Source organism: Bacillus swezeyi, assembly GCF_030908325.1.
In the GTDB taxonomy this organism is placed as follows: Bacteria; Bacillota; Bacilli; order Bacillales; family Bacillaceae; genus Bacillus; species Bacillus swezeyi.
The window spans coordinates 1031325-1049460 of sequence record NZ_CP133085.1 but is presented as its reverse complement, the minus strand read 5'-3'; the positions used below and the strand labels follow the sequence as shown (position 1 = coordinate 1049460).

The window sequence follows — 18136 nt, the reverse complement described above, 5'->3', positions numbered from 1 at the left end:
GATTTCCCCCATCCCTTGATTGGAAAACGTTTTCAAAAGGAGGAATGCCCGATGCTTCATCCAAAATATTTTATCGCCGAGCATTCTTTTTCGATTCAATATATGCAAAGAAAAGGATTTACCGAGATGAACGCGCCACATGTCCACGAAAGCTATGAACTGTATTATTTGCTGAACGGAGAACGCACCTATTTTATCAATCAAAGCGTGTATAAAGCTGAAAAAGGCAGCATGATCATCATTAATCCCCATGACCTGCACAGAACCTCCAGTACAGAAGTTCAAGAATTTGAGCGCATCTTAATTAATTTTTCTCATGATTTCATTGAGCCTTTTCTTCATTGCAGTCATTTTCCGCTCCTTCCGTTTCCGGAGAGTACAAATGTCGTCTCCTTCACCCTGCGTGATCAGACATCTGTTGAGCATTTGCTTATGGAAATAAAGAAGGAATGCAGACTGAAAAAAGAAGGATATGAAGATGTTGTCAGAGCTTTACTGCTTCAATTGCTGTTCACCATTTACCGAACCCTGATCAGCGGCAGGCAAAACGAGACCTGTCCGCTTCATCCAATGGATGAAAAAATCTCTGAAATTGCTTCATACATTCATGACAGCTTTCAAGAAACGCTCACATTAAACGGATTGGCCGAACTTTTTTTTATCAGCCCTTCCTACTTAAGCAGGGTGTTTAAAAAAGTGACAGGCTTTCACCTTCCTGAATATATTCGGCACATCAGAATACGCGAAGCGAAAAAATATCTTCGGGACACGGACGAGAAGATCTTGAATATCGCTGAAGAAACCGGGTTTAAACATATCAGCCATTTCAATAAAGTCTTTAAAGACATCGTCGGCATCCCGCCGCTTCAATACCGAAAAAAAAGCAGGGATATTTAAAACGGCGTATAGCCGAACCAATCAAAATCAGCAGCAAGCCTTCTCCCGCTCCCGCCGTTGTTGGCGTACATCCCGACCATTGTTCCTGTATGGCCTTTTGGATCGCGCGAACCCTCATCGCTTAAAAAGCTCGCGTTTTCTATAGAAACGGCGTGATGCCAATGTTTTTCTTCATAGCTAAAATAAAAAGCTCTCCTCTGTTTATTCATGACGGCTTTTAAGAATACCGGGCCTTCTTTTGCGTTTTGTTCCCCCAGCGTTTTCAAAACGCCGTTTCGGTTTTCAACCACCTTGATTTTCAAACGGTCTTCATAGATCAGACAGCATTTTAAAAAGTTGTTCGTGCTGTAATAACAGGTGAGGCCCGCTTGCTCTCCGTTTTCCGAAGGAGCAAAATCCAATTTCACGGTTGCGCTGTATTGGTGGTGCTTTTCCCTTCTGACAACGGTATTTTTCGCCTGAAGGTCGTGCAAATCAGCATCACCTGTCCAAAGTCTGAGAAAGCCCGGTCTTTCAGTGAGCGACCAGCCGCACGGATCTGGATTTCTGACAAACTGCCACTGCAGATCAAGCGATGATTCCTGGAAATCATCGATATTCTTTTCATCCCATATGACTTCAGGAAGATTCGGCGCTGTTTGAATAAGACTGGGGCCGTTTAGGCTGTTGATGACAAACCAGTCGTCTTCCTTCCATTGAACGGGGTCCAATGCGGTTTCTCTGCCAAGAGTTGTAAAGTTTCCTTCATTGGGACGGCCGCAAAGATAAAGAACCCACCACTCGCCGTTATGCGTTTTGACGAGCTTTCCGTGGCCGGCTCTCTGAATCGGCGCCTCAGGATCAGCCTGGGTCAAAATCGGATTATACGGGCATGGCTCATACGGGCCGTACAAATGTTTTGAGCGGGCGGTCGTGATCGTGTGGCCATAGCCGGTCCCTCCCTCTGCCAAAATGGCATAATAATATCCGTTCGTTCGCAGAAGATGCGGGCCTTCCGGGGCTCTTCTTCCCGTTCCTTCCCAAATCTGCACCGGTTCACCGATAATTTCTGTGCATTCATCATTTAAAGGAAAGAGCGTGCAAGCCGGACTGAGCAGCATATAATGTTTCCCATCATCATCGACAAAGTGTGAAGGATCGATACCGCTGCCTTCATCTATAAAAACGGGCTTTGAATACGGCCCTTCAGGCCTTCTCGACTTGATCACAATCTGCCTGCGGATCAGTTTTTTGCCATTGATCACGGTCGGACCGTTCAGTCTGTGCGTCGCAAAAATGTAGTAAGTTCCGTTGTGATACGATATATCAGGCGCCCAAATGCCGTGTGAATCTTTGATATCAGAAAGATCCAATCCGTCATTTTCAGTGATGCCGTGTCCAATAATCTTCCAATTCACCAAATCCTTTGAATGTGAAATGACAATCGCCGGGAAATACTGAAAGGTTGAATTCACCATGAAATAGTCATCTCCGACCCTAATGATTGACGGATCTGGATGAAAACCCGTTAAGACGGGATTCGTATATAGCCTGCCATGATTCATTTATGTCCCCGCCTTTCCGGCTCAGCGATAAACCAATCGATGTCACAGTAGCTGCCATCCGGTCCGTCTGTGCCGGCATTGACACAGTACATTCCCACTTTGGCTCCCGTCCACAATCCGGGAACGGCTTGAAATGGATCTCCGACTTGTGTGAAATGATGCTGGTCGATGCTGTAGCTGAAACGGCATTCCGCTTCTTCACTGACTGTCACGCGAAGATAGACTGTCTCCTTTGAAACCGGGTGCTCCTCTGTTTTAATGTCTTCTAGATCATCTTCGATTCGGCCTGTATACACACCAAGCTTATACAGACCGTTTTCTCCTTTTGAAAAGCAGAGGGACGCATATTCTTTTCCCATGACCGCCAGTCCGGCTCTGATGGTTTCTGACAAAGCGCATAACGACAGTTTGATTGTGGCTGTAAAGCTTGGTCCGGAAAATTTCTGCATGAGAAGATTCGGAATTCGGCTAAGCTTGAAACGATGAACAGAACGGCGGCTGTACAAACGAAGGCGGCCCGGTCTGGCATCAAGGGAATACCACTCTTGCTTAGGATTGGCTTCCCATTGCCATTGAAGGGCAAGATTTTCCGAAGAAAAATCATCACTGGCCTGATCAAAAGGCTCTTTCAAATCTTCGCTATTCGTCTTCGGTTTTTGCCACTCCAAAACCGGTTCGCCGATTCCATCCTTATTGATGTCTTTGCCCATCAACGGCCAGCCGTCTTCCCAGCTGACAGGCTGGAGGTGGACAATCCTTCCGAAGGCCCCGCGATCTTGAAAATGAATAAACCACGACTCCCCTGAATCAAGCTCAACCCAGCCCCCCTGGTGCGGACCGTTGATGACCGTGTTTCCTTGGTGAAGGACAATCTTATCTTCATAAGGACCGTAAATCTGCCTGCTCCGCAGAACCGTCTGCCAGCCGTTCTTCACCCCGCCGGCCGGAGCGAAAATATAATAATAGCCTTCCTTTTTATAAAGCTTTGGCCCTTCAATCGTAGGGTGGTTGAGTCTCCCGTCAAAAACAATTTCCCCATCGTCTTCCAAGGCCGTCCCGTCCTTTTTCATTCTGCATAAATTTAATTTGCTCTTAATGCCGATTCTGCTGTTGGCATACGCGTGTATCAAATAAGCTCTTCCATCATCATCCCAAAACGGGCAGGGATCGATCCAGCCTTTCGTTTCTTTTACGTGCACAAGAGGTTCCCAGCCGTGAAACGGGTCCTTTGTTTTGCTCATAAATATCCCTTCATCAGGGGTGGCAAAATAGACCCAAAATTCGCCTCGATAATAACGGATGCTTGGCGCCCACGCCCCTTTTCCATGAGCAGGTAATTCATAATCTTTAAAAGGCAGTTTGTCAAACACGTGGCTGATTAATGTCCAATTAACCAGGTCGGTCGAGTGCAAAATCGGAATACCTGGAAAACTGGAAAAACTTGAAGCCGCCATGAAAAAATCTTTGCCTTTCCGAACGATATCAGGATCTGAGTAATCCTTAAAAAGAACGGGATTGCGAAAGCGCCCGCTTCCAATGTTCGGATTCCAAACAGACTTATGTTTCAGCTCTTCAGTCAACTGTCTTGCCACCAATTCTCACCCCTTTTGAACCTTCCAAATAAAAACAATTTGCGAGTTCATGTTAGCACAACTGCGAATTCTAAATCTTTGTTTTAGATGTCTGTTTTTCTCATTCTTTGCTTTTTTTGTCCTTTATGATTAAAAATGAGCAATAAAAAAAGGTGAAACATTGTTTCACCTTTACTGAACCGTCAATCTAATATCAACACCTGAAGCCGGATCTTTGACAAACCATGCGTCTGCTTTTTTCTCAGCAATACGGCCGGAGCTTTCAAGCTTTTTCAAGACACTGTCAAGCTCGGCTTCATTCGGCAAAAGAATCGTATAATATGCCATTCCGGCGGCATTCGCGGGAGCAAATGGCGCGTGGCGTCCAGCCCATAGATTTAATCCGATGTGATGGTGGTAGCCGCCCGCAGACACAAAAAGCGCTGACATGTTTTGATAATCCCCTGTTATATCAAAGCCCAGCACAGAGTGGTAAAAATCTTTCGCCAGTGTTAAATCCCTGACGTGAAAATGCACGTGGCCGATCTTTGTTTCCGGGGGGAGCCCTTTCCATTCCTGATCTTTGGCTTCATCGAGAAGGCCGCTCACATCAACAGGCTCCGTTCCCATCACATAATGCCCTTGGTCATCACGCTTCCACCCTTCACGCGGACGGTCCCGGTAGATTTCGATTCCGTTTTGATCCGGGTCCTGCAAATAAAACGCCTCACTGACAAGGTGGTCTCCCTGGCCAATTTCAATGCCGGAACGGATCAAATGCTTCACGGCCGCCCCGAGATCTTTACGGGTTGGCAGCAAAATAGCAAAATGATAAAGGCCTGCCGCCGATCTTTCAGGGAGCACGACGGCGTTTGGAATTTCTTCAATTACCAGGAGCGGCTCCATGCCGTCCACCGTGAATTCAGCTGTTTTTTCGCCCAGCTTTAAGATTTGAAAACCGATAAAGTCCCTGTAAAAGGAGATGGATCTTTCAAGGCTGGTCACCTTCAGTTTGACATAGCCTAGCTCTATGTTTGAATGTATTTGCTGGGTCATCGGTTTTTCCTTCTTTCCTGCTTTTTTAATCTAAAGACAATTCTTCTTGCCGATTAGCACGGAACAAACTGTCCAGAGACAGCAGGCCGCTTCCGTTTAAAGCAAGGTAAACAGACATCGCGAGCAGTGTTAAATCAAATTCATAGCCCGCCCCTCCGTCAGTTCCCATAAAACCGGCAGAAAGCTTCACTGTGAAAATAGCTCCGATCATCACAAGCGCAAATAAGACGCCAATGATTCGCGTACCAAGGCCGAGAATCATCAAGGCTCCTCCAGCAAGTTCGATAATCGCTACGACATAAGCAAGAAACCCCGGAATTCCAATATTGCTGAAAAATCCTACAGTATTTTCAATACCGCCTTGAAACTTGGAAATACCGTGAAGCAAAAATGTAAGTCCTGTAACCAATCGTAAAATCAATGCACCAATTTCATATTTGTTATTCATCATTTTCTCCTCTTTTTTAATTTTTTTTTGACAAAACCAATCACTATGACAAGCTTCCAACCTTATCTATCTATCAACATATCATCAGCATGAGACGGTAAAGTCCTCCTTTTTTCGTTCGTCACTTACTTTGTGTAAGTTAGTATATATAAATAACAAACTTACGTCAAGACATTTTATGATCTTTGCTCATTCATTGATATACCGTTATAATATACCTAGAGAGGTGAGAAATATGAGCCTATCATCTTTATGTCCCAAATTTGAAAAAGGAATGAAAATGATAAGTCAGCGCTGGAACGGATTAATCATTTACCAGCTACTTAACGGCCCGCAGCGGTTTTGTCATATAGAATCGTCCCTTCCCATAAGCGGGAGGCTGTTATCAGAAAGATTAAAAGAACTCGAGCATGAAGGCATCATTCACCGGCACGTATACCCTGAAACCCCTGTACGGATTGAGTACTCTTTGACCGAAAAAGGACAGGCTCTTGAATCGGTCCTTAAAGGAATGGAAGAATGGTCACAGGAATGGGTTGAACTCAGTGACCCAAAAGAAAATAAATAAACTAAAAAAGGCAAGCATCTGCATTGCCTTTTTGTTTGGCCGTTTTTAGTTTTTCCTTTAGTCAATTATACGCTTTCATACCGCTAAAATACCGTTTCTCCTTTTCTGCTGTATTTCAATTCATGATATATTTGAAGAGCTGAAAGGAGGCGAAAAAATGAGTCCAGCACTCGAACAAACCATTAGAAACGTATTCAGAGAAGAGCTTCTTCCCTTTAAAAAAGAGCTTATTTTGATTAAAGATGAAGTCGGTTTGATTCAAAAAGACCTGTCCTCTGTTAAAGGGGAAGTCGGCGGTCTGAAGACAGAGCTTGCTTCTGTTAAAACCGAAGTCAGTTTTATCAAAAAAGACCTGTCTTCCGTCAAAAGCGAGATTGGTGAGCTGAAGAAAGATCTTTCCTCTGTTAAAAGCGAAGTCAGCGGTCTGAAGAAAGATCTTTCCTCTGTTAAAAGCGAAGTCAGCGGTCTGAAAGAAGACCTTTCATTGGTTAAAAGTGAAGTTTTCGGTCTGAAAAAAGATCTTTCCTCTGTTAAAGGGGAAGTCGGCGATCTGAAAAACGGTCTTTCCTCCGTTAAAAGCGAAGTCGGCGACCTGAAAAAAGACCTGTCCTCATTTAAACAAGAATTTAACTCTTTTAAAACCGAGACCTTGTCACATCAAGAACATTTCAATGCTTTCAAAGCCGATACCCTGGCACATCAAGAACGTTTTCAATCTTTTAAAACCGAGATATTTTCAATGTTTCAAGCGATGAAAGAGGCTCAAGAGAAGACCCACGCCGAACTGATCGCATTCAAAATGGATACGGGAAAAAAATTCAAAGAGTTATTTAAAAAAACCGCCTTCTTTGATCATAATCTAACTGAAATGACCAAAGAATTGGCGGCAAGTAAACGAGATATAGAAAAGTTAAAGTTTGAGGCTTAAATGTGTCGAAAGAAGCTGCTTTTAGCCTTGAGTTCTAGAAGACGCTCTATAATTAAAATAGAATTTCATTACAAAAGGCAGCAGCATTTTTTCTTCGCTGAATTGTCAGTCTATCAGCAGCTTCTCAACCCTTTCACGGACCTGCGGAACCGAAAGGCCGATAATAATTTGCAAAGCCTTTCCATTCCTGACGACACCGTGAGCGCCAAAAGACTTGAATACGCTGTCCGGTTCCACTTTTGACTCGTCGTACACACTGACTCTCAGTCTTGTTGCACAATTTGTCACTTCGGCTATGTTTTCTTTCCCGCCAAGTGCCTGGACGCAGAGGACAGCCTGATCCTGAACCGCATCAACTTCCTGAGCCGCAGACACCTCTTTTTCGGAATGCTTTTTTGCCTTGTAGTCTTGTTTTGAATAAAACTTTGTTTCTTGCTCCTGGTCTTTTTCACGACCAGGAGTCGCGATATTCATTTTTAAAATCAAAAACCTGAATACGAAGAAGTAGATGACCGTAAATGACAGACCGATCAATATTTGAAAAAGATAAGTGCTTCCGTGCTGATGAAAGAGCGGAATCCAGTTGAGCGTCAAAATTTCGATTAAACCTCCGCCCATATTTCCGACAACCCCTGATACATACATCAGCGTTGCCATCGAAGCCGCTAAAAGGCTGTGAACAAAAAACAGCAAAGGCGAGATGAATAAAAAGGTAAACTCAATCGGCTCGGTGATGCCGGCTACCATGGCCGTCAAGGTAATCGGAATGAGCAGACCCGCTACGATTTTTTTCTTCTCCTTTTTCGCCGTCACATAGATGGCGAGCGCAATTCCAAGGATACCGAAGATCTTTGAGTTTCCGTGAAGCGCGAACCCGCCTTGCGGAAACAGTTCCTTGAGAGACTGCGTGCTTGCAGCGTATTCACCGAGGTGCTGGGCCCAATGGGTGACAATCCCGCCTTCGACAACAGCCGGACCGAAAAGAAAAGGCGTGTAGATAAAATGGTGTAGCCCCGTCGGAATCAAAATCCTTTCAAGGAACGTGTAAACCCATACGCCAAATGCACCCGATCCCACAAGAAAAGTTTGCAGAGAGGCTATGCCTCCTTGGACCATCGGCCAAACGAATGCTGTTGCCAAAGCCACCGGGAGCATGACGGCAAATGAAATGATAACAACATATGAAGACCCTTGAAAAATGCCCAAAAAGTCGGGCAGCTTTTTATCAAAGTAGCGATTGTGGATATAAACGACAATTGAAGAAATTAAGATGGCGCCAATGATGTTCGTATCAAGCGTTTTGATGCCGGCAATTTCTGCAAGTCCGCTCGTTCCTCCGGCCTCCTGACTCATGTCCACACCGAAAAAATCGCCCCAGACGGTCAGAATGGCGCTGACAAAATAGTTGAAGGTCAAATAGGTAGTAAGCGCTTCCAAACAGGCGCGCGCCTGAGCCTTCTTCGCCAATGCGATCGGAATGCCGACCGCGAACAGCAGCGGCATTTGCCTAAAAACGGTCCAGCCCCCTTCTTCAATGACAAACCAGAATTGATACCAAAAGGTATCAGGTGCGGCAATCGCCCCCATTAACTGCTCATTTTTAAATAAAGTGCTGAGCCCCACGACAATTCCCGCAAAAGCAAATAGCAAAACCGGAACAAACATGGCGCTTCCGAACCGCTGCACTTTTTGCATCAATGTGAATTCCCCCCTGTTATTACTGAATTTTCTTTTCTTCAGCATAATCGACATAACTGCGAAACAACGCTTCCCCGACGAGAAAAAAGGGAGCAAAAGCGAGCAGTTCTGTTTTCGGATAAACTGTTACTGCCTGGCTTGTTGCATAGAGATTGTAAGGCGTTAATTGAGCGAGCAGATTATTTTTCAAATTGGTCAAAGAGATAAAAGGAATGCCTCTTGCAGACAATGTTTGCGCTTGCGGAATCAGCGACGGGGTTTCACCTGAAAGCGAAATGATGATGATAAGGTCGTCCGTGCTCAAATCAGGAAGCATCAGTTCAAATTCGATCTGATCTCTGATCACCGTCAAATAGCGGTGCTGGGAAATAAACATTCGCTGCAGCTCAAGGGCGCACGACGTTTGCGCGGTGCCGGAACCGTAGACAAAAATTCGGTCGGCTTCATCAATGAGCTTGCATATATTCCGCATATCCGTATTTTTCAAATATTTAATGCTGGACTCCATATCTCTCATCAGGCTTTCGAAAGAACGGCAGTCTTCCCGCTCCTCTTCCTGTTTCTCGGCTTCCCATTTCAAAAACACGCGAAATTCGCTGTAACCGCTGAAATCAAGCTTTTGAGAAAGCCTTAAAATAGACGTGCGGGATACATTGCACTTTTTAGCCAGTTCATTTATGCCCAGCTTGTAGCAAGTACCTTGATGATTTAAAATATATTTCAAAATATGAAAGTCATTTTCATTCAGTTTTTTATAATGTTTGTTCATCAGTTCTTCCAATTGCATCATCTTTCTTCACCTCATTTATCTCTATTATATAAAATACGAGAATAAATGAGGAGATATGCCTGGATTAACCGGCGGCGCTCCCCAGCTGGGCGGGCCGCCGGCATTGGGAAACATTACAACAACGGCTGAAGGCTTTTCTCAGTCAATTCCGGCCAATACTCTTTGTTCGCTTCAATGAGGTCGTCTAAAATCAATTTTGCGGTTCTGGCATTTGGAACCGTCCGCGACAAGATCAGCGCCTGCCATAGCTTTTGATACGATTTTTCAACCCATCCTTCAACAACAAGCTTTTCAACGGATACTTGCTGCTCCATCAAACCTTTTTGGAATTGCGGAATTTTCCCGACGGTGATCGGCTCGGGACCATTCTTTCCAACAAGACAAGGCACTTCAACCATTGCCGTCGGGTCAAAGTTTTCGATCGCTCCATTGTTCTCGACAATTAAAAGCATCCGTTCCCCGGTATTATATGCGAGCGCCCGTGCAAGGTCGACGATATATGAAGCATGGTCATCGATTTTTATTTGGCTGTCTGCGCTTGATTGCGCTCTGACGATTTTTTCGCATTCGCTGAAAATGAATGTTTCCCGTCCCTCCATTACCTCATTGGCTCTGGTATGCTCAGGGTTGGATTTTTTGACCATATCTTCCGGATAGAAATAATATTGCAAATACGTGTTTGGAAGTGTTTCAGGATCAAGCTGGTATACTTCCCGCGCTTTTTTGAATGTATCATTCCAGCTTGCCTCTGCCTGTTCATGTTCATCTTTTGGAATATAGCCGAATTTCCGGACATGTTCCTGAATCGCCGGCATCAGATCATTTCCGTTTTTATCGCAAATTGACGTCCACCAGCCGAAGTGATTGAGGCCGTAATAACGGACAACCATCTCTTTCCGTGAAGACAGCCCGAGGATCTGAGCCATTCTGTCTTCAATGCCGATCGGCATATCACAAATATTTAACACCTTTGATGTCGGCCGCAGTCTTCTTGTCGCTTCTGCGACAATGGCTGCCGGATTGGAATAGTTCAGCATCCACGCATCTGGTGAATAAGTCTCCATATAATCAATGAGTTCAAGGACTCCGCCAATAGATCTCATGCCGTAAGCGATGCCGCCGGGTCCGCATGTTTCTTGGCCGACCACTCCGTATTTAAGAGGAATTTTTTCATCAAGCTCGCGCATCGCGTATTTTCCTACCCTGATATGGGCCATCACAAAATCAACATCAGAAAACGCCTCTTTAGGATCAGTTGTTGCCAAAAACTGAATATGCGGCGCCCTTTCTTTAATCAATACTTCACATGCGCCCGCTATCTTGTTTTGACGCTCTCCATCATTATCATAAAGCTTGAGCTGGCGGATTGGGAAATCCTCGAGATTGTCCAGCAGCATCAATACAATGCCTGGGGTAAACGTGCTTCCTCCACCTGCGATGACAATTGAATAAGATTTATTCATGTTTAAAGCCCCCTTATAAGCGTTTACAATTTACTTATATCACGCTTGCTTTCGGCATCCAACAGGTTCGGAGAAGACAGTTCCTATAATCGCGTTCTGTTTATTTTCCCGAAATGCGGGAACTTTCCCGGTCTATCCGAAATCATGTACAATAAAAGCCTCGACATCATAATTGGAGTGTGTTGTTCATGCTGATCACAATCATTTTATTTTTGCTCGCGGGCTTGGCTGAAATCGGCGGGGGATACTTGGTTTGGCTTTGGCTGAGGGAATCCAGACCTCTGTGGTACGGAATAACCGGAGGCTTGATTTTAATCATATATGGAGTCATTCCGACTTTTCAGGCATTCCCTTCCTTTGGGCGCGTCTATGCAGCTTACGGAGGCGTTTTTATTATTCTTGCAGTGCTTTGGGGTTGGTGGGTCGATAAAAAAACCCCTGACCTCTATGACTGGGTCGGGGCTGCGGTCTGTTTGGCAGGTGTCAGCATTATGCTCTGGGCGCCGAGGGGTTAGCTAAAGGTTATATTTTCGAAGCCGTTTGTAAAACGTGCTTCTCGGAATGCCCGCTAACTTTGCCGCTTCTGACACATTGCCTTTCGCTTTTTGCAAAGCATCCATCATCATATGTTTTTGAATGCGCTCTCTGAATGACAATCCGCTTGAAGGCGGCTGACCGCCTTCCGCAGACGTTTTTCCGCTTTTCCAGTCAAGAACGTCCAAGACCGAAGCATACTGGGACGGACTGATCAAACCGCCGGCAGGAAATAAAACCCTTAATCTCTCGAAAATATTGAAGAGCTCACGAATGTTTCCAGGCCAATGGTATTCTTGAAGCCGCTGAAAAAACCCTCGCGGAAACTCAGCCTCCCACCGGTGCTTTTCCTTGTAATGGCGGAATAAATCGGGGATGTCTTCTTTTCTTTCTCTGAGCGGCGGGATTTTTACCGGGTAAACATGAAGACGGTAGTAAAGGTCTTCACGGATCTTCCCTTGCTGTAAAAGTTCGTTCATATCGCGATGGGTTGCGGTTATAATGCGGATGTCTAAAGGAACTTCATGAGCCCCGCCAATCGGAGTGACCTTTCGCTCTTCGATAATCCGAAGCAGCGCCACTTGCATCTGAAAAGGGATTTCACCGATTTCATCCAAAAAGATCGTTCCTTTATGAGCCTGCTCAAACTTCCCCTTTGAACCGCGGCGTTTCGCCCCTGTAAACGCGCCTTCGGCATAGCCGAACAATTCGCTCTCCATTAGGCTTTCAGGGATGGCACCGCAGTTGACCGCGAGAAAAGGGCCGTTTCTTCTGGCGCTTCCCGCATGGATCGCTCTTGCAGCAAGATCTTTCCCAGAGCCTGTTTCCCCCCATATGTATACATTTGCATCAGTTTGAGCCGCCAGTTTCATTTCATTGAGTGCGTATTGAAACGCCTTGCTTGTTCCTGTTTCTCCCGGAAAGCTGAAATAGGGTGTAAATGTTTTGGCTGGATCTTTTCGCGGAGCTTCTGCTAATGAGACCGACACTCCGAGCGTCTTGCCGTCTGTTTCTGAGCGGATGGTTCGCTCGCGCAGAATATGAAATCCTCCTTCAGACAGCTTATTGACCTGCATGCCGCGCCACCCGGAAAACCGCTCCCGAACCGGACTGCTTGCCGATACAATCTGTCTTTTTTCATCACAAACGACAAACGGTTCATCTGATTCAACCTTCTCGAGACAACGGCTGACCAGCTCCATTTCTTTTCTTTTCGTGTATACATGAACCTCTCGTTCAATGGCATGCGCGGCTGTTGCAGCCATTCCCAGCATAAACGGGTGCCTCCTGTCAGTCAGACAGGAAATGTCGATCACCCCCATGGTCATTCCGGATTCATCGCGAATCGGAGCGGCTGAACAGCTCCAATGATGGGAAGCAACTGAGAAATGTTCAGAGCCGTTAATCGTCACAGCCTCACCGATTTCCAGCGCTGTTCCGATTGCATTCGTGCCGACCTCCGCTTCCGTCCAGCGGACACCTTCAACAAAATTGATTCTTCCCGCTTCAGCAAGCGTCCTTTGACTTCCGGCCAAGCTTAAAACATAGCCATCTGCATCGATAAGAAGGGCCATCATTTCTGATTCTTTTAATTCTTGGCTGATTTTGTTTAAATAGGGCAGCGCCACATCAAGAAATAATGCATGTTTTTCTTTTTGAACGCTTAATAATTCCTTTTGTAAAATCGACTGTCCTTTATCTAAATACGGATTCACATTTGCTTTTTTGCAGCGGTACCATGACTCCATCACTCTTTTGTTCAGGCGGGATCCATCAAGCAGTCCCTCCTGAACAAAGCGTTTCCACGTATTTAAATAGCAGGGCGTCGGATTCATTCCATCCTCTCCTAAGGGCTTTTATCTCATTATAGATAATTATAAAAGCGCTTTCAACATCGTTTGTCAGCCCATGAAAAAACTTCGCACAATGAAATATGCGAAGTTTTTACCCTGAATCAGCAATGGATCGCATGGCCGCTTGTTTGCAGCAAGGCTTCGTGGACGGCCTCTGAAAGAGTCGGATGTGCGGCGATAAAATTTTCCATTGTGTCAGCGGTCAGCTCAGCATGCATCATCACGGACGCCTGCCCGATCAGCTCGGTCGCGTTCGGTCCGATAATCGACACCCCTATGATTTCTTGATATTCCGGTTCTGTAATGATTTTCACTTTGCCGACCGGCTGATTTAAAATCAGCGCTTTCCCATTTGCGGAAAACGAAAACTCCCCAATTCGAATATCTCCATAGCGTTCCCTGGCTTTTTGTTCATTTAAGCCTACGCTTGCGATTTCAGGAGATGTATAGATGCAGCGCGGTATAACTTTGTCATGAACCTGCACATCTTGACCTGATGCGTGGGAGGCGGCAACCGTTCCTTCATGGAAGGCGGCATGGGCAAGCTGGACTCCCCCTGCAACATCCCCGCAGGCGTAGATGTGCGGAAGGTTCGTCTGCATATGCTGATTGACATGAATGCCTTTACTGTCATATTGAATGCCGATTTGATCAAGATTCAGCTCTGTCACTCTCGGTTTTCGGCCAATCGCGACCAAACAAACATCTGAGTGTGCCTCAACGCGTTCATCTCCATTCTTCAGAAGAAAGGCTTTTTTCAATACCGGATCAAGCCGTTCCACTGCAGCAGATGTCAAGATCTGTACTCCCGCTTCCTCAAGCTTGCTTTTTAAGCATTCTGCAATGTCAGGATCTTCTTCAGGCAAAATCTGTTCTGCCTGCTCAGCCATGACAACCTTTGTACCCATTCTGCTAAAAATGCTTGCGAATTCACAGCCGATAATTCCTCCGCCAATGATAAAAAGCGAATCGGGAATCGACGGAAGGGACATCGCATCACCGCTGTGAATGATCCACTTTCCGTCGAAAGGCGCAAAGGGCAGAGCAGCCGGTTCTGATCCTGCCGCGATGATGATATGCTCGGCTTTGATGACTTCAGGCTTTCCTCCGCCTTCAATCAAAATGTCATGTTCAGAAAGAAAAGACGCTTTTCCTTTCATTACCTTGATTTTGTTTTTATTCATCAAGTATCGGACTCCGTCTGCAAGCTGCCTGACGATTGATTTTTTGCGGTTTTGAACGGCCTGCCAATGAATGACCGGATTTTCCCGGGAAAGGTCGATTCCGAACTCGCTGGCCGACTTGATTTTTTCGACCATATCCGCGCTTTCCAAAAGCGATTTGGTCGGAATACAGCCTTCATTTAAACATGTTCCCCCCAAATCTCTTTGATCAATCAAAATGACTTTCCTGCCGCGGCGGGCGGCTGTAATTGCCGCCACATACCCCGCAGGCCCCCCTCCGATAATGGCGAGTGTCACAGTTTCTTCACCTTCTTTCTATAAAAGAATCGCTGCCGGGTCCTCTAAATAATTCTTCACCGCTGCAAGAAATGCTGCCGCCGGCGCTCCGTCCAGTGCGCGGTGGTCAAATGTCAGGCTGAGCGGGAGAATCGCGCTTTTACACAATTCCCCTTCTTTGTAAACAGGTGCTTCATACATTTTGCCGACCCCGAGAATGCCCGTTTCCGGCGGATTCAAAATCGGTGTAAAATGCTCTACACCGTATGCACCGAGATTTGTAATCGTAAAGGTTGAGCCTTCGATCTCATCATGAAGAAGTTTCCCTTCGCGCGCTTTTTGGCCATACCACTTGATTTTCTTTGCCAGTTCAATCAATGGCAGGCGCTCCGCGTGCCGGACAACCGGAACAGCCAAACCGTGATCCAAAGCGGCTGCAATTCCTAGATGAACATGCTCAAAAACCGTCACTCTGCCGTCTTGATACATGCTGTTCATGCCGGGATGCTCCAACAGTGAAAGCGTCGCTGCCCTAGCGGCAAAGTCGGTGATTGTCAGTTTTGTATCATACCTCGTTTTCGCTGTTTCATTAAGCTGATGCTGCAAGTCTGTTAGTTTTGTGACATCAGCTTTCATGGTCAGCGTAAGCTGGGCGCTGTTTTGCAGGCTTTCTGTCATCCTTGAGGCAATTGTTTTCCGCATCATGCTGACAGGCGGATCTTCCGCTTCGTTTGTTTGCTGCTTTTGCTGATCAGGGAGCGCCTTCAGTACATCTGCCTTCGTAATTCTTCCGCCCGGTCCGGTGCCTTCAAGCGTTTTGATGTCCACATTTGCGCCTTCGGCGATTTTACGGGCAGCAGGGGAAATTTTTATTCGCTTTCCCGCAGTTTTTTGCTTTTCCTCTTTTTCATTCTTTTTTTCTATCTGTTCGTTTGCTTCACCGATATAACAGATGACGGTTCCGGGCGGTACGCCCTCTCCTTCAGAGACTTTAATATCTAAAACGGTGCCTTCTGCGGGCGACTCGATTTCCATTTCGATTTTTTCAGAGTTGATGCTTGCAATGCTTTCGCCTTTATCAACTGTTTCTCCGACTTTTTTGTTCCATACGGAAACTGTGCCTTCTTTCATCGACATTCCCAGTTTCGGCATGACAACCTCGACAGCCATATTCCCCTCTCCTTTCTTCTGTTACACACCTTGAGATGATGTCTCACCGAGCATCTCCAATACGGTTGCAGCGACCTTTTCCGGTGTTGGAAGATAAATGTCTTCAAGCGGCGGTGAAAATGGAACCGGTGTATGCGGCGCCGTCACCTTTTTGATCGGTGCATCGAGTGCGTCAAAGCCTTTGTCGGCGACTAATGAGGCGATATCTGCAGCGATGCCGCATCTCGGATTCGCTTCATCCACAATGACGAGCCGGTTCGTTTTCTCTACTGACGCCAGAACTGCTTCTTCATCAAGCGGCGACAAGCTGCGCGGATCAAGAACCTCTGCATCGATCCCCTTGGAGGCAAGCTGTTCTGCCGCTTGCAGGGCTGTGTTGACCTGTTTGCCGACCGCGAAAATCGTGACATCAGAACCCTCCCGTTTCACATCAGCTTTGCCGATCGGCAGTGTGTAATATTCTTCCGGCACATCACCGGTCATGTTGTATAATGTTTTGTCTTCAAAAAAGAAGACGGGGTCCTGATCTTCAATCGCTGCCAGCAGCAAGCCTTTGGCATCATACGGAGATGACGGCACGATCACTTTCAAACCGGGAATGCTTGTAAAAAGGGCGTACAAGCTTTGCGAATGCTGGGCCGCCGCTCTGAAGCCCGCCCCGTGAGTCGTTCTGATCGTGATCGGCACCTCCGCTTTCCCCCCGAACATATAGCGGAATTTGGCTCCTTGGTTCAGCACTTGATCCAGACAGCTCCCGATAAAATCATTAAACATCAATTCGGCAATCGGTCTGAGGCCCGTTGAAGCAGCCGCCATCGCGGCGCCGATGTATCCCGCTTCACTGATCGGCGTATCAAGGACGCGCTCGCGTCCGAATTCCTGAACAAGCCCTTTTGTCACACCGAGGACACCGCCCCATGCTTCATCATCCTGCAAATGATCGACATAGGCTCCCCCGGCAACATCTTCCCCCATTAAAATGACATGATCATCTTTTCTCATCGCAAGTTTGATCGCTTCATTCAGTGCGCCGGACATACTCAATTCTCTCGCCATTTTTTCTTCCCCTTTCTGATCAATTAATAAGATACATAAACATCTTTCAGTAATTCCGCATGATCTGGATAAGCGCTTTCTTCACTGAATTCAACCGCTTCATCTATCGCTTCTGCCACCGCTGCTTCAATCTCGGTCAGCTCCGCCTCATTCAAAACCTGCCTTGTCAATAAGTCGTGCCTGAAAGCGGAGATCGCGTCTTTTTCTTCTTGATGTTCCGTTTTTTCCTCATTTGTTTTATAGCGCTGGGCATCCCCCTCAAAATGGCCGTAATTCCGGTATGTCATGCATTCGATTAATGTCGGCCCCTCACCGTTTTTCGCCCGTTTCACCGCTTGCTCCGCCGCTTGATAGACGGCCAGCACGTCTTTTCCGTTCACTTGGATGCCCGGAATTCCGTAGCCGGCTGCACGGTCTGCGATCGATTTGCAGCTTGAAGCATAGGAAAACGGTGTCGCTTCTCCATAGCCGTTGTTTTCAGCTACGAATATGACCGGCAGCTTCCAGATGGCGGCAAGGTTGATTCCTTCATGAAATGTGCCTTGATTGTTTGCACCATCGCCAAAAAAGCAAACGCTTACATTTTTGGTCTTTTTGTATTTTGCTGTCAGGGCCGACCCGCAGGCCAATGGAAAACCGCCTCCGACAATCCCGTTGGCGCCGAGCATGCCTTTGTCAAAATCAGCGATGTGCATCGATCCGCCTTTTCCTTTGCAAAGCCCTGTGGCCTTTCCGTATATTTCAGCCATCATCCCCTTGAGGTCACATCCCTTTGCAATACAATGTCCATGGCCGCGATGTGTGCTTGTGATGCTGTCCTTGTCATTCAAATGGGCGCAAACGCCTACTGCAACAGCTTCTTCCCCCGCATAAAGGTGTACAAAGCCAGGCAGAATCCCTTGGGCAAAAAGCTCATGCACCCGGTCTTCAAATTGGCGGATCTCCAGCATTTTCTTGTACATCCATACCGCTTTTTCCTTTGTCAATGCCGCTTCCATTTTGCAAAACCTCCTGTCTTTTTTCATCACACTCTTTTTCTTGCAAAAATCGTGCCAACGGAAAAAAGCGATGACAGCGGTGTTGTGTCTCAAAACCATCAT

At 46.4% G+C, this 18136-nt stretch carries 16 protein-coding genes; 4 read left to right on the top strand and 12 right to left on the bottom strand.

The features are described 5' to 3' along the window. The first annotated feature begins 51 nt into the window (after positions 1-51). Positions 52-897: an AraC family transcriptional regulator gene (locus tag RBH91_RS04855; protein ID WP_076762431.1), complete on the top strand. Its 846-nt coding sequence runs from the start codon at positions 52-54 to the stop codon at positions 895-897. On the opposite strand, the gene RBH91_RS04850 is transcribed toward RBH91_RS04855, so the two are convergent. The 4 genes from RBH91_RS04850 to RBH91_RS04835 all read right to left on the bottom strand — a co-directional run bounded on the left by RBH91_RS04850 (position 894) and on the right by RBH91_RS04835 (position 5516). Next, positions 894-2441, bottom strand: coding sequence for a glycoside hydrolase family 43 protein (locus RBH91_RS04850; RefSeq protein WP_307893677.1), 1548 nt, complete (start codon positions 2439-2441; stop codon positions 894-896). The genes RBH91_RS04855 and RBH91_RS04850 overlap by 4 nt on opposite strands. Beyond that, positions 2438-4033, bottom strand: coding sequence for a glycoside hydrolase family 43 protein (locus RBH91_RS04845; protein ID WP_307893676.1), 1596 nt, complete (start codon positions 4031-4033; stop codon positions 2438-2440). The genes RBH91_RS04850 and RBH91_RS04845 overlap by 4 nt, the downstream gene beginning before the upstream one ends. A gap of 171 nt (positions 4034-4204) precedes the next feature. After that, a complete protein-coding gene (locus RBH91_RS04840; RefSeq protein WP_307893675.1) occupies positions 4205-5068 on the bottom strand; it encodes a VOC family protein in 864 nt (287 codons plus the stop codon). Between the two features lie 25 nt (positions 5069-5093). Further along, a complete protein-coding gene (locus tag RBH91_RS04835) occupies positions 5094-5516 on the bottom strand; it encodes a DoxX family protein (protein WP_307893674.1) in 423 nt (140 codons plus the stop codon). A 235-nt stretch (positions 5517-5751) separates the two neighbouring features. Between RBH91_RS04835 and RBH91_RS04830 the strand changes: the two genes are divergently transcribed. Together RBH91_RS04830 and RBH91_RS04825 are read left to right on the top strand one after the other, a co-directional pair. Continuing rightward, positions 5752-6084 carry a winged helix-turn-helix transcriptional regulator gene (locus RBH91_RS04830; protein ID WP_076762426.1) on the top strand — a complete coding sequence of 111 codons (333 nt, stop codon included), beginning with the start codon at positions 5752-5754 and terminating at the stop codon, positions 6082-6084. A gap of 157 nt (positions 6085-6241) precedes the next feature. Further along, the gene (locus RBH91_RS04825; RefSeq protein ID WP_307893673.1) at positions 6242-7012 is read left to right on the top strand and encodes a hypothetical protein; all 771 of its coding nucleotides are present in this window, start codon (positions 6242-6244) and stop codon (positions 7010-7012) included. A 105-nt stretch (positions 7013-7117) separates the two neighbouring features. Here the strand turns inward: RBH91_RS04825 and RBH91_RS04820 are convergent, their stop codons facing one another. From RBH91_RS04820 to glvA, 3 genes are all read right to left on the bottom strand, one after another. Further along, positions 7118-8710 (bottom strand): alpha-glucoside-specific PTS transporter subunit IIBC, encoded by a 1593-nt coding sequence (locus RBH91_RS04820; protein ID WP_307893672.1) that lies wholly within the window; start codon positions 8708-8710, stop codon positions 7118-7120. A gap of 19 nt (positions 8711-8729) precedes the next feature. Further along, positions 8730-9497, bottom strand: coding sequence for a MurR/RpiR family transcriptional regulator (locus RBH91_RS04815; protein ID WP_307894668.1), 768 nt, complete (start codon positions 9495-9497; stop codon positions 8730-8732). Positions 9498-9613: 116 nt separating this feature from the next. Further along, positions 9614-10963 carry a maltose-6'-phosphate glucosidase gene (gene glvA, locus RBH91_RS04810; protein ID WP_307893671.1) on the bottom strand — a complete coding sequence of 450 codons (1350 nt, stop codon included), beginning with the start codon at positions 10961-10963 and terminating at the stop codon, positions 9614-9616. Positions 10964-11151: 188 nt separating this feature from the next. Here glvA and RBH91_RS04805 point away from each other — a divergent pair, with 188 nt between their 5' ends. Continuing rightward, entirely contained in the window at positions 11152-11478 is a 327-nt protein-coding gene (locus RBH91_RS04805; RefSeq protein ID WP_076762423.1) for a YnfA family protein, read from the top strand. Here the strand turns inward: RBH91_RS04805 and RBH91_RS04800 are convergent, their stop codons facing one another. The 5 genes from RBH91_RS04800 to RBH91_RS04780 all read right to left on the bottom strand — a co-directional run bounded on the left by RBH91_RS04800 (position 11479) and on the right by RBH91_RS04780 (position 18034). After that, positions 11479-13332: a sigma-54-dependent Fis family transcriptional regulator gene (locus RBH91_RS04800; protein ID WP_307893670.1), complete on the bottom strand. Its 1854-nt coding sequence runs from the start codon at positions 13330-13332 to the stop codon at positions 11479-11481. A 119-nt stretch (positions 13333-13451) separates the two neighbouring features. After that, positions 13452-14831: a dihydrolipoyl dehydrogenase gene (lpdA, locus tag RBH91_RS04795; RefSeq protein ID WP_307893669.1), complete on the bottom strand. Its 1380-nt coding sequence runs from the start codon at positions 14829-14831 to the stop codon at positions 13452-13454. Positions 14832-14849: 18 nt separating this feature from the next. Beyond that, positions 14850-15980: a dihydrolipoamide acetyltransferase family protein gene (locus tag RBH91_RS04790; protein WP_307893668.1), complete on the bottom strand. Its 1131-nt coding sequence runs from the start codon at positions 15978-15980 to the stop codon at positions 14850-14852. A 21-nt stretch (positions 15981-16001) separates the two neighbouring features. Further along, the gene (locus RBH91_RS04785; protein ID WP_307893667.1) at positions 16002-17036 is read right to left on the bottom strand and encodes an alpha-ketoacid dehydrogenase subunit beta; all 1035 of its coding nucleotides are present in this window, start codon (positions 17034-17036) and stop codon (positions 16002-16004) included. A 23-nt stretch (positions 17037-17059) separates the two neighbouring features. Next, the gene (locus RBH91_RS04780) at positions 17060-18034 is read right to left on the bottom strand and encodes a thiamine pyrophosphate-dependent dehydrogenase E1 component subunit alpha (protein ID WP_307893666.1); all 975 of its coding nucleotides are present in this window, start codon (positions 18032-18034) and stop codon (positions 17060-17062) included. Positions 18035-18136 lie beyond the last annotated feature (102 nt).